Raw genomic sequence first — 13189 nt, 5'->3', positions numbered from 1 at the left:
AGTTAGGGTTTAGCGGAAATCTTTCAGTTCTTCCTGTAATTTCTGGCGTGTGAAGAAGATACGGCTCTTTACAGTGCCCAACGGAAGATTCAGTTTTTCTGCAATTTCGCGGTATTTGAATCCGGAAACGTGCATGGCGAACGGAACTCTGTATTCTTTCGGAAGAGCATTGACTACGCGGTGCATCTCTTTCAGGTCGTATGTCTTTTCCGTACTTTCAAACCCTGCATCTTGCGGTAAATTAAGATGGTAGAGATTGTCCGTATGGTCAATAAATGTCTGGTCACGAACTACCTTGCGATAGTTATTGATAAAGATGTTGCGCATGATGGTATACATCCATCCTTTGAAATTTGTATCAGGTGTATATTTCTCTTCGTTATCTAATGCTTTTAGTGAGGTTTCCTGCAGCAAATCGTTCGCTTCTTCGCGGTCTGTTGTCAGTTTGTATGCGAAACGTAGTAGTTCTTCCTGAACGCCTACCAAGTCTTTTCTGAAGCTTAAACTTTTCATATGTGTTGTTTTTAAAATGTGAGTATTCGTTGTTAAAATTTTGATGTTGCAAGTTTAAGGTATTTTTTCGATCCCGCTAGGGGAGAATCCGACGGAATTTAGGGGAATTTCTATCATCGGATAGTTTTTAGGTCTTATTTGATAGTTTTCGGGTGGTGTTTGATATCTTTTACGGTGGTCTCAAGAAAACGGATAACGATAAATTCTCTAAAAAACGACCGTTTAGTATGATTATTCCTTTTTAATTTATTATATTTGCAACCAAATTTTCTACCAAATAATGAAAATTAAGCAAATAGTAAGCGCCCTTGAACGATTCGCGCCTCTGCCATTGCAAGACGGCTTTGATAATGCCGGCCTGCAAATCGGATTGACAGAAGCGGAAGCAACAGGGGCTTTGTTGTGTCTTGACGTTACTGAAGCTGTGTTGGATGAAGCGATCGCGTTGGGTTACAATCTCGTCATATCTCATCATCCGCTGATTTTTAAAGGGTATAAATCCATTACGGGCAAGGATTATGTGGAACGCTGTATATTGAAAGCAATAAAGAATGATATTGTGATCTATTCGGCGCATACCAATCTGGATAATGCGCAAGGTGGAGTCAATTATAAGATAGCCGAAAAAATCGGATTGAAGAATTTGAAAGTGCTTGAGCCGAAAGAGAATAACTTGGTTAAGTTGGTGACGTTTGTCCCTTACGCACAAGCTGACGCGGTACGCGAAGCACTGTTTGCTGCCGGATGCGGAAATATAGGCGACTATGATTCATGCAGTTACAATCTGAAAGGAGAGGGAACTTTCCGTGCAAAAGAGGGAACGCATCCTTTCTGTGGAACAATCGGAGAACTGCACCACGAAGAGGAGGTGAGGATTGAAACGATTCTTCCTTCCTTTAAAAAGGCGGAAACCATCAAGGCTTTATTGGCTGCCCATCCTTATGAGGAACCGGCATTCGACATTTATCCTTTATTGAACGACTGGTCGCAGGCGGGATCGGGAATTGTCGGTGAATTGGATGAATCGGAGACAGAGCTCGAATTTTTGAAACGCATCAAGAAGACATTCGAAGTGGGATGTTTGCGTCACAACAAGCTGAAGGGAAGAGAGATACAGAGAGTGGCATTGTGCGGCGGTGCAGGTGCATTTTTGCTTCCACAGGCAATCTGGTCGGGAGCGGATGTTTTTATTACCGGTGAAATTAAATATCATGATTATTTCGGTCATGAAGAAGATATTCTGATGGCAGAGATTGGTCATTACGAAAGCGAACAATATACAAAAGAAATTTTTTATTCCATAATCCGGGATTTATTTCCTAATTTTGCACTCCAATTGAGTAAAATAAATACGAATCCCATAAAATATTTATAAGTAAAATGGCTAGAGAAGCAAAAAAAGATCCGAATGAGTTGACGGTAGAACAGAAACTGAAGACACTGTTCCAACTGCAAACGATGTTGTCTAAGATTGATGAAATCAAGACATTGAGAGGTGAACTTCCGTTGGAAGTGCAAGACCTTGAAGATGAAATTGCCGGTTTGAGTACCCGTATCGACAAGATCAAAGCTGAAGTGGATGAACTGAAATCTGCTATTGCCGGCAAGAGAGTAGAAATTGAAACAGCAAAGGCTTCAGTAGAAAAATATAAGTCACAACAAGACAATGTTCGCAACAACCGTGAATATGACTTCTTGACAAAGGAAATCGAATTCCAGACATTGGAGATCGAACTTTGCGAAAAGAGAATCAAAGAATATTCTGCTGATAAAGAAGAAAAAGAGGCTGAAGTGACCAAGAACGATCAGATTCTTAACGAAAGAATGAAAGACCTGGAGCAGAAAAAGAGCGAACTGGATGAAATTATCTCTGAAACCAAACAGGAAGAAGAGAAATTGAGAGACAAAGCTAAAGACTTGGAAACTAAGATTGAACCACGTCTGTTGCAGTCTTTCAAACGTATCCGCAAGAACTCTCGTAACGGATTGGGTATTGTGTATGTGCAACGTGACGCATGTGGTGGTTGCTTTAACAAGATTCCGCCCCAGAGACAGCTGGATATCCGTTCTCGTAAGAAAGTAATCGTTTGCGAATACTGCGGACGTATTATGATTGACCCGGAATTGGCTGGTGTACAAATCGAACACAAGGTGGAAGAAGCTCCGGCAACTACTACCAAAAGAGCTATCAGAAGAAAAACTGCTGAATAAAGAAAGCAGTGAAGTAGTAAGTAAAGTTACTATTTTGAGATATAAAGTAAGCCCTGCAGCAATGCGGGGCTTTTTTTGTTTTAGTAAGTGCCCGTATAAAGGGGAATCGAATACTTCAAAATAATATTGCGTCGCGTGGGAGTTTTACTCCAATTTTACTCCGGTAAACAAACTTACCCTTTAGTTGTTATCTTTTCATTTCATAAAAACCTGAACTGATATGAGTATACGAGTGTGGGGCACATCGCTCCTTATGTTTCTTTCAACTGTAACTGCGGTTGGACAGACTGCAAACCGTTATTTGAAAGCTCCGCTCCCTAACGATTGGGAAGAGAGCGGGGAAGTGTTTCAACAGATACTTCCGGTGGATGACCATTGGTGGAAGTCATTTCAAGACGCCAAACTGGACTCTTTGATAGCTCTGGCAGTAGATCGTAATTATTCTGTTGCGATGGCAATCAACCGTATAGCCGCTGCTCGTGCCAATCTTTGGATAGAACGTAGTAATTTCTTACCTTCCATCGGACTGAATGCAGGGTGGACTCGTCAGGAAACAAGTGGAAATACCAGTTCGCTACCTCAAACAACGGATCATTATTATGATGCTTCGTTGAGTATGAGTTGGGAGTTGGATATCTTTGGCAGTATCCGCAAGCGGGTAAAAGCACAGAAAGAGAATTTTGCCGCCAGTAAGGAAGAGTACACAGGTGTTATGGTTTCGTTGGCTGCGGAGGTAGCCTCGGTCTATATCAATCTAAGGGAATTGCAACAAGAACTTGAAGTGGTGAAGAAAAACAGTGCTTCGCAGGAGGAAGTTTTGAAAATCACGGAAGTACGCTATAATACCGGACTTGTTGCCAAGCTCGATGTGGCACAGGCTAAGTCTGTGTTGTATAATACGAAAGCCTCCATTCCTCAACTGGAAGCGGGTATCAATCAGTATATAACGACATTGGCCGTTTTATTGGGAATGTATCCGCAGGACATTCGTCCGGTTCTCGAATCCGGCGGAACACTGCCCGATTACATGGAACCGATCGGAGTGGGGCTACCTGTCGATTTGTTATTGAGACGGCCTGATGTACGAGGTGCGGAATTGAGCGTGAATGCACAAGCGGCATTGCTCGGAGCCTCGAAAGCGGATTGGTTGCCGAAAGTTTTCTTGAAAGGATCATTTGGGTATGCCGCCCGTGATTTGAAGGATCTCACCAAAAGTAAAAGTATGACTTATGAAATCGCTCCGTCATTGAGCTGGACTATTTTCAACGGAGGACAGTTGGTGAACGCAACCCGACTGGCAAAAGCGCAACTGGATGAAGCGATTAATCAGTTTAACCAGACGGTTTTGACTGCCGTACAGGAGACTGACAACGCTATGAATGGCTACCGGAATTCAATCAAACAGATTGTCGCCCTGCGGGAAGTGCGTAATCAAGGGATTGAGACATTGAAACTTTCACTGGAATTGTACAAGCAGGGACTCTCGCCTTTCCAAAACGTACTCGATGCGCAACGTTCTCTGTTATCTTACGAGAATCAGCTGGTACAGGCACAAGGGAGTTCACTTTTGCAACTGATAGCCCTCTACAAGGCTTTGGGAGGCGGTTGGAGAGAATAAAAAAATCAATCAAAAAATATATAACCTAACAGATATGAAAAAACTGATGTATATCTTTCTTGCACTGCCTATATTGACAGGTTGTAAGGAGAAGAAAAGTACAGGAGCGATGGGAGGTATGCCAACTCCGGAAATTAGCGTGACCAAACCCATAGTGGAGGATATTACTTTGACGAAAGATTACCCGGGCTATCTGACAACTGAAAAAACGGTGAATCTTGTGGCCCGAGTGAACGGAACCTTGCAGTCTACCTCGTATGTCCCCGGCGGACGGGTGAAACAAGGACAATTGTTGTTTATCATTGAACCTACCTTATATAAAGACAAGGTGGAGCAGGCAGAAGCAGAGCTGAAAACCGCCCAGGCTCAACTGGAATATGCCCGTAATAATTATAGTCGTATGAAAGAGGCTGTAAAGAGTGATGCTGTCAGTCAGATACAGGTACTTCAGGCGGAATCGTCTGTGGCAGAAGGGGTTGCAGCTGTCAGCAATGCGGAAGCTGCTTTGAGCACCGCCCGTACAAACTTGGGATATTGTTATGTTCGTGCGCCGTTTGATGGCACTATCAGTAAGGCGACGGTAGATGTAGGAAGTTATGTAGGCGGCTCGTTGCAGCCGGTTACATTGGCTACTATTTATAAGGATAATCAGATGTATGCTTACTTCAATGTAGCTGATAATCAATGGTTGACGATGGCTATGGATAACCAACAATTACCTGCCAATCTTCCGCAGAAAATAATGGTTCAACTGGGAAAGGAGGGAACTGAAACTTATCCGGCTGCCCTCGACTATCTTTCACCCAATGTAGATTTGAATACAGGAACGCTGACGGTTCGTGCCAATTTTGATAATCCGAAAGGGATATTGAAGAGTGGGTTGTATGTAAGCATTACTTTACCTTATGGAGAAGCTAAAAATGCGGTGCTGGTGAAAGAAGGTTCTATCGGGACCGATCAGTTGGGCAAATATTTATATGTTGTAAATGATTCGAATATAGTTCATTACCGGCATATTGAAATAGGGCAGTTGGTCGACGGCACTTTACGGCAGGTAGTGGGAGGACTTTCTCCGCAAGAACAGTATGTCACAGAGGCTTTGATGAAAGTCAGAGACGGAATGAAGATAAAGCCTCTTCCTGATTCTCTTCCCAAGAGAGAAAAGTAAAGTCTCTTTGCTAACTGATTGACTAACAAATGAAATCAATAAAGGTGATGTACTTAAAACCGATTAATTAACAAAGGTAACTTCTTGCTCCCTCTCTTTGGGAGAAGGCTGTGGAGAGGCTGCTTTTAAACCTATATATTATGTTTTCTAAGTTTTTTATCAACCGACCGATATTTGCTACTGTCCTTGCCCTGCTTATTGTAGTAGCCGGTCTGGTCACACTCAATATATTGCCTGTGGCGCAATTTCCGGAGATCACGCCGCCAACGGTGCAGGTCTCTGCCGTTTATCCCGGGGCAAATGCTGAAACTGTTGCCCAAACAGTGGGTATTCCTATCGAACAGCAGGTGAATGGTGTAGATGGTATGCTTTATATGTCTTCCAATTCTTCCTCTTCGGGAGCGTATTCTCTGACCATTACATTCGCTGTCGGTACGGACATCGATATGGCAACTGTGCAGGTACAAAACAGGGTAAGTATCGCGCAATCATCACTGCCGGAACCGGTAGTGGTGCAAGGAGTCACTGTGCAGAAACAGTCTTCAAACATTGTGATGTTCCTGACAATGACTTCGCAGGATTCTGTATACAATAGCCTGTATCTGAGTAATTATGCCAAACTGAATTTAGTAGACCAGCTGACACGTGTGCCCGGAGTGGGTGCTGTGAATGTTATGGGAGCGGGGGACTATTCGATGCGCATCTGGCTCGATCCGGAGGCTATGCGTATACGGAATATTTCACCGCAACAGGTTTATCAGTCTATCCAGTCGCAGAATGTGGAAGTATCTGCCGGATATATCGGTCAACCTATCGGGCAGGATAATAATAATGCTTTTCAGTATACATTGAATGTCCAGGGACGATTGAAATCTCCAGAACAGTTCGGCGATATTATTATCCGCCGCGAACAGAACGGAGCGATGCTTCGCCTGAAGGATATTGCACGCATCGACTTGGGGTCTGCGTCATATAGCGTAGTGTCACGATTGAATGGAAAACCTACGGCTGCCATTGCTATTTACCAGCAACCGGGTTCCAATTCGCTGGATGTATCCAAAGGAGTGAAGGCTAAAATGGAGGAATTGGCGGCAAGTTTCCCGAAAGGAGTTTCGTATAATGTCACTTTGGATACGACCGATGTGATCCATGCTTCTATTGATGAAGTGATGGTCACATTCTTTGAAACGACTTTGCTGGTGATTCTCGTTATTTTCCTGTTCTTGCAGAATTGGAGGGCTGTGATTATTCCTTGTATTACCATCCCGGTATCGTTGATTGGTACATTTGCCGTGATGGCGGCATTTGGTTTCTCTATCAATACACTGACGTTGTTCGGGCTGATTCTGGCAGTTGCCATTGTGGTGGATGACGCGATAGTGGTGGTGGAGAATGCTTCGAGGTTACTGGAAACCGGGCAGTACTCCCCCCGCGAAGCGGTAACGAAAGCGATGGGAGAGATTACAGGCCCGATTGTCGGGGTAGTGCTTGTATTGCTGGCTGTGTTTATTCCAACGATGATGATTAGTGGAATTTCAGGGCAGTTGTATAAGCAGTTTGCATTGACCATTGCCGCTTCTACCGTGTTGAGCGGTTTCAATTCGTTGACGTTGACTCCTGCGCTCTGTGCGTTGTTTCTTGAAAAGAGCAAACCTTCTAACTTCTTTATATACAAAGGTTTCAATAAAGCATACGACAAGACGCAAGGAGTGTATGACAAGATTGTCAAATGGTTGCTTCAGCGTCCCGGAATGGCTCTTGTTTCCTACGGTGCCTTGACTGTTATTGCTGTATTGCTCTTTATGCATTGGCCGTCTACTTTCATTCCGGACGAGGATGACGGATATTTTATTGCTGTTGTTCAACTTCCGCCTGCAGCCAGCCTTGAACGTACGCAGGCAGTGGGAGATAAGGTTAATGCAATTCTGGATTCTTATCCGGAAGTGAAGAATTATATTGGCATTTCCGGCTTCTCGATAATGGGTGGCGGCGAGCAGAGCAACTCGGCAACTTATTTTGTGGTACTGAAAAACTGGGATGAAAGGAAAGGGAAGGAGCATACGGCTGCTGCCGTAGTCAACCGTTTTAATGGTGAAGCGTATATGACTATTCAGGCTGCGGAAGTATTTGCGATGGTTCCTCCGGCTATTCCGGGACTGGGTGCTTCCGGCGGTTTGCAACTTCAGTTGGAAGACCGGCGTAATCTGGGACCGACGGAAATGCAACAAGCTATCAATGCGTTGCTTGCTTCTTATCATTCTAAACCGGCTTTAGGATCTGTGTCCAGTCAGTATCAGGCAAATGTTCCGCAGTATTTCTTGAATATTGATCGTGATAAAGTGCAGTTTATGGGGATTGCCTTGAATGATGTGTTCTCTACATTGGGCTATTATATGGGAGCGGCTTATGTGAATGATTTTGTTGAATTCGGACGTATCTATCAAGTGAAGATTGAGGCACGGGATCAGGCACAGCGCGTGATTGATGATGTCTTGAAACTAAGTGTGCCGAATGCGGCAGGAGAGATGGTACCTTTTTCTTCTTTCACCAAAGTGGAGGAACAGTTAGGACAGGATCAAATAAACCGTTATAATATGTACTCGACTGCTTCTCTGACTTGTAACGTTGCTCCGGGAAGTAGCACCGGGCAGGCTATTCAGGAAGTGGAAGCATTATTTAAGGAACAGCTGGGAGATGAGTTTGGATATGAATGGACTTCTGTGGCTTATCAGGAAACACAGGCAGGAAATACGACTACCATTGTACTCGTGATGGCTCTAATTGTTGCTTTCTTGGTACTTGCTGCACAGTATGAAAGCTGGACCAGCCCTGTGGCAGCCGTTATCGGATTGCCGGTCGCATTATTGGGTGCTATGATTGGCTGTCTGATTATGGGAACTCCGGTCAGTATTTATACGCAAATCGGTATCATTCTGCTTGTTGCGCTTTCGGCAAAGAATGGAATTTTGATAGTGGAATTTGCCCGTGATTTCCGTGCCGAAGGTAATTCGATTCGGGAAGCTGCTTTTGAAGCGGGACATGTCCGCTTGCGTCCGATCCTGATGACATCTTTTGCTTTTGTACTAGGAGTGATGCCGTTGTTGTTCGCTACCGGCGCAGGTGCGCAAAGTCGTATAGCATTGGGAGCCGCTGTTGTGTTCGGTATGGCTATGAATACTTTATTGGCTACTATTTATATTCCTAATTTTTACGAATTGATGCAGAAATTGCAAGAGCGGTTCAGTAAAAAGAAAGCAGATGATGGTGGCGGGAAAGATGCTGCAACGCAGAAGTAAAAAGCCGTTTGAAGACTGTCTGGAAGGGTAGTTGGTATAGTGACGCTATCTGTTCGGGATAGCGTCACCATAGTAGGCAAATAGCGTCACTATCTTGAGGGGATAGTGACGCTATTTTATTCTTGTCGGCAAGGCTGTTTTTTAAGGTGAATACAGCGGATTATTTTATAAAGAATGGTAATCAGGAATATCCTGGAGGAACGTATAGCTCTGATGTTCATAATCCATACGGCAGCAATAATGTTGCATTCCGTTGCTGACAATCAGGTAATCTACTTTCAGTACCATATTATATCGGGTGATCTGATCGAAAACAGCTTGCGTTATTTCAATGTGTGGTGCTTTATATTCTACAATCATCCGGGCTGATAAATCCCTCCGGTAAAGTACTGTATCGCATCGTTTGGTAGTACCGTTCAACTTCACCATTACTTCATTGGCAAGAAGGGTAGTCGGATATCCTTTGTGTGCAATAAGAAAGTGAACAAAGTGTTGGCGTACCCATTCTTCAGGGGTAAGGGCGACATATCGTTTACGAATAACGTCGAAAATTACATTTTTTCCGTTTCGTACGTTTATTTTAGTGTCGAATACTGGTAGGTTTAACGATAACATTTATTATTTTTGTAAGTTAAATAATGGTTCCCATTATTGGGAGCACAAATTTAATAGATAATTATGAAAACAAAAGAAGAAATCGTAGCTAATTGGCTGCCGCGTTACACAAAACGTAACCTGGAGGATTTTGGAGAGTATATTCTGTTGACTAACTTCAACAAGTACGTCGAGATTTTCGCAAATCAGTTTAATGTTCCTATTTTAGGAAGGGACGCAAATATGATTTCTGCTTCTGCCGAAGGTATCACAATGATCAACTTCGGTATGGGAAGTCCCAATGCTGCTATCATCATGGACTTGCTGGGTGCTATTCGCCCCAAAGCATGTTTATTCCTCGGAAAATGTGGTGGTATCGACAAGAAAAACCAGCTTGGTGATTTGATTCTTCCTATTGCGGCTATCCGTGGGGAGGGAACTTCTAATGATTATTTTCCTCCCGAAGTTCCTGCGTTGCCTGCATTTATGTTGCAGCGTGCCGTTTCTTCATCCATTCGTGACAAAGGCCGCGACTATTGGACCGGTACTGTATATACCACTAACCGTCGTATTTGGGAACATGATGATGCGTTCAAAGAATATCTGACAAAGACACGGGCTATGGCAGTCGATATGGAAACTGCAACTCTGTTTAGTTGTGGCTTTGCCAATCATATTCCTACCGGTGCATTATTATTGGTATCTGATCAGCCAATGACTCCCGATGGAGTGAAAACGGATAAAAGCGATAATTTGGTGACCAGAAATTATGTAGAAGAGCATGTTGAAATTGGCATTGCTTCTCTGCGTATGATTATTGATGAAAAGAAAACTGTTAAACACTTGAAATTCGACTGGTAATCCGGTCTTTCTGAAAAAATATATATGGCAAAACAAGAATTGACCTGTGATGACATCCTCAAGGAATTGAGAGCAAAGCAGTATCGCCCTGTCTATTACCTGATGGGAGAAGAGTCGTATTATATCGACTTGATTGCAGATTACATAACAGATAATGTGTTGAGTGAAACGGAAAAAGAATTCAACCTGACTGTTGTGTATGGTGCTGATGTGGATGTGGCAACGATTATAAATGCCGCAAAGCGTTATCCCATGATGTCAGAACATCAAGTAGTAGTCGTTAAGGAAGCGCAGGCCGTGCGTAATATGGAGGAGTTGTCATATTATCTTCAAAAGCCTTTGCTTTCCACTATCTTAGTGATATGCCATAAGCATGGAACTTTAGATCGTAGAAAGAAGTTAGCTGCCGAGGTGGAAAAAACAGGTGTATTGTTTGAGTCTAAAAAAATCAAAGATGCGCAACTTCCCGGTTTTATCGCTTCATATATGAAACGAAAAGGGGTTGATATGGAACCGAAGGCAACTTTTATGCTTGCTGATTTTGTAGGTTCGGATTTAAGTCGTCTGACCGGAGAACTTGAAAAGTTGATTATCACTTTACCTGCTGGACAAAAACGTGTTACTCCTGAACAGATAGAAAAGAATATCGGCATAAGCAAAGACTATAATAACTTTGAATTGCGCAGTGCTTTAGTGGAAAAGGATATATTGAAAGCGAACAAAATAATAAAATATTTTGAGGAAAATCCGAAAACAAATCCAATCCAAATGACGCTGTCTCTATTATTTAGCTTTTATTCCAACTTGATGTTAACTTATTATGCACCGGATAAATCAGAGCAGGGAATTGCAAACATGCTAGGATTAAGAACTCCATGGCAGGCTCGGGATTATATGGCGGCAATGCGAAAATATAGTGGAGTAAAGACGATGCAAATTGTTGGAGAAATACGATATGCTGATGCAAAATCTAAAGGAGTCCAAAACAGTTCTATGACAGATGGAGATATTCTTCGCGAGCTGGTGTTTAAAATTTTGCATTAACTCGAATTAAGAATTACATATATCATCAGACATATACTTTTACCATAGATAGAAATGGGGAGTATATGTCTTTTTTATATTTCCGCAATTATACTTATTTCAAAAAGACTCCTCACTATTTTCTGTGATTATTTTTACAAATAAAATTAGTTATTTCATCGTTTTATAGAGTTACTGTTTGGCTAATCACACAAACAGTTTTTTTAATTTTATATTGCCCTATCTTTTCAGAAAATACATTTTCATTAAATCTAAAGCTTGAATTTTTTAACGAGAAAAGTTTACTGATCCTTGAGTTTTATCAAAAAAGCATTTTAGATTTTGATGCTACCATTTTATAGTGAGAATGGAGATTTTCTCTTTTTCTAAAGTTGCCCATTAATGTCATTTTGATAGTTCAGACTATATTTGATTGTTGCAACATGACTTTTTTCTAGTTTAATAGAAATATAGATTCACTTTATTGGGCTTAATTTCTTGTATATCATTTATTTATGCGAAAAATAAGCCTTCTAGAATCGAAAAAAAATAAATATCTGGAGATTGGTACAGAAATATCGCAAGGATTTTCTTTTTAGAGAAAATTGTAAAGGATGATTAGACAAAAATAGTAATATACATTGGTAAAGTATGGGTTGATTTCTTCCTTTTATTGCTTTTGCAACTATCAATATTTACTTTTGTATATTTGATCTGTTATCAATGTATAAAGTACTAATGTGAATAAGATACAAATGTGATAAAGAACAAGCATTCACAATAGTGTATTTATGAAATCACAATACTAATATTACATGTACGAATGTGGTTATATTGCTATTAACAAATAATAGTCTACTGTTTATTCGCTTGTTAACTAGCGTATTATATATTATTTTATCAATTTGTACTATAAAAGCCTCGTTTGGGTAGTATGTATATTTGTGAATAGCCGCGTTTGGTTTGCAATTAACTTTGTTATATATCTATATATCTGTGTTTTATATGAAATTATTCAATTAATGATATATGTTTATATTTACTCTTTTTATTTGAATTACAAACGTAATATTTGAATTGTAGAATATTGTATACTTTTGTAATATTAATATTTTTATATTTGTGATTTGTTTTTGTGAATCTAAATATTTACCTTTGTATTATCAATGATGTAATACGTATTTTTGTGAATCAGGTGCATAACACATACAATTGTACTAAAAAGAAGGTAGTATGGAAATAAAAGACAGAATCAGAATGATAATGGAGAGAGAAAAAGTTCCTCCTAAAGTTTTTGCTAAAACAATCGGAGTACAACAATCTACTCTCTCTCATATTTTAAATGGCCGGAATAAACCCAGTTTAGATGTCATAATGAAGGTTCATCAAAAGTATGACTATGTAAATCTTGAATGGTTGCTTTATGGAGAGGGCGAAATGATGGTATCTGAAGAAGAGACATCTTTTTCTTCTTCTAATAGCGATTATCTGCCTTCTTTATTCGACGAGAATCTCATAAATTCGTCCAAAGAGCCGGCTATTCCGGAAAATCGTAAGGAAATGCCATTAAGAAACGCTGAAAATGCCCCTAAAGAGATTGTAAAACAAGAGATTAGGTATATAGAAAAGCCTGCCAGGAAAATCACGGAAATAAGAATATTTTTTGATGATAATACCTATGAGACGTTTAGGCCTGAAAAATAAAGAGTAAAATCGGTGGTTTGAGCAATTTCCTGTATCTTTGCACCCGGAATACGAATTTATACTTTTATATCCATACATGAAGAAATTTATTTTAGATCTGACAGTGACCGAGAATATCAGATTGAATGCAAACTATGTATTGCTAAAATTGACGTCTCAGTCATTACTGCCCGAAATGTTACCTGGGCAGTTTGCAGAAAT

The 13189-nt window shown here is 41.0% G+C and carries 10 protein-coding genes; 8 read left to right on the top strand and 2 right to left on the bottom strand.

Features of this window, described 5'->3' with window-relative positions; all coding sequences use genetic code 11:
- Nucleotides 1-9: 9 nt before the first annotated feature.
- Nucleotides 10-513 carry an RNA polymerase sigma factor gene (locus tag BXY_RS02355; RefSeq protein WP_004312907.1) on the bottom strand — a complete coding sequence of 168 codons (504 nt, stop codon included), beginning with the start codon at nucleotides 511-513 and terminating at the stop codon, nucleotides 10-12.
- 280 nt (nucleotides 514-793) lie between these two features.
- Between BXY_RS02355 and BXY_RS02350 the strand changes: the two genes are divergently transcribed.
- The 5 genes from BXY_RS02350 to BXY_RS02330 all read left to right on the top strand — a co-directional run bounded on the left by BXY_RS02350 (nucleotide 794) and on the right by BXY_RS02330 (nucleotide 8806).
- On the top strand, nucleotides 794-1888 hold the full coding sequence (locus BXY_RS02350) for a Nif3-like dinuclear metal center hexameric protein (RefSeq protein WP_015531122.1): 1095 nt from the start codon (nucleotides 794-796) through the stop codon (nucleotides 1886-1888).
- A 5-nt stretch (nucleotides 1889-1893) separates the two neighbouring features.
- Nucleotides 1894-2724: a zinc ribbon domain-containing protein gene (locus BXY_RS02345; protein WP_004312909.1), complete on the top strand. Its 831-nt coding sequence runs from the start codon at nucleotides 1894-1896 to the stop codon at nucleotides 2722-2724.
- A gap of 220 nt (nucleotides 2725-2944) precedes the next feature.
- Nucleotides 2945-4342 (top strand): efflux transporter outer membrane subunit, encoded by a 1398-nt coding sequence (locus tag BXY_RS02340; protein WP_134993557.1) that lies wholly within the window; start codon nucleotides 2945-2947, stop codon nucleotides 4340-4342.
- Between the two features lie 34 nt (nucleotides 4343-4376).
- Nucleotides 4377-5510: an efflux RND transporter periplasmic adaptor subunit gene (locus tag BXY_RS02335; RefSeq protein WP_015531120.1), complete on the top strand. Its 1134-nt coding sequence runs from the start codon at nucleotides 4377-4379 to the stop codon at nucleotides 5508-5510.
- 140 nt (nucleotides 5511-5650) lie between these two features.
- Nucleotides 5651-8806 carry an efflux RND transporter permease subunit gene (locus tag BXY_RS02330; protein WP_015531119.1) on the top strand — a complete coding sequence of 1052 codons (3156 nt, stop codon included), beginning with the start codon at nucleotides 5651-5653 and terminating at the stop codon, nucleotides 8804-8806.
- A gap of 165 nt (nucleotides 8807-8971) precedes the next feature.
- Here BXY_RS02330 and BXY_RS02325 read toward each other — a convergent pair whose 3' ends face one another.
- A complete protein-coding gene (locus tag BXY_RS02325; protein ID WP_008022371.1) occupies nucleotides 8972-9421 on the bottom strand; it encodes a type I restriction enzyme HsdR N-terminal domain-containing protein in 450 nt (149 codons plus the stop codon).
- Between the two features lie 63 nt (nucleotides 9422-9484).
- On the opposite strand from BXY_RS02325, the gene BXY_RS02320 reads away from it, so the two are divergent.
- The 3 genes from BXY_RS02320 to BXY_RS02310 all read left to right on the top strand — a co-directional run bounded on the left by BXY_RS02320 (nucleotide 9485) and on the right by BXY_RS02310 (nucleotide 12988).
- Nucleotides 9485-10261 (top strand): AMP nucleosidase, encoded by a 777-nt coding sequence (locus BXY_RS02320; RefSeq protein ID WP_004312914.1) that lies wholly within the window; start codon nucleotides 9485-9487, stop codon nucleotides 10259-10261.
- A 24-nt stretch (nucleotides 10262-10285) separates the two neighbouring features.
- Nucleotides 10286-11305 carry a DNA polymerase III subunit delta gene (holA, locus tag BXY_RS02315; protein WP_015531118.1) on the top strand — a complete coding sequence of 340 codons (1020 nt, stop codon included), beginning with the start codon at nucleotides 10286-10288 and terminating at the stop codon, nucleotides 11303-11305.
- A gap of 1212 nt (nucleotides 11306-12517) precedes the next feature.
- Nucleotides 12518-12988: a helix-turn-helix domain-containing protein gene (locus BXY_RS02310; RefSeq protein ID WP_008022368.1), complete on the top strand. Its 471-nt coding sequence runs from the start codon at nucleotides 12518-12520 to the stop codon at nucleotides 12986-12988.
- The last annotated feature ends 201 nt before the right edge of the window (nucleotides 12989-13189 follow it).

It is taken from the genome of Bacteroides xylanisolvens XB1A, assembly GCF_000210075.1.
Classification (GTDB): Bacteria; Bacteroidota; Bacteroidia; order Bacteroidales; family Bacteroidaceae; genus Bacteroides; species Bacteroides xylanisolvens.
This window is presented reverse-complemented; position numbering and strand designations above follow the sequence as displayed.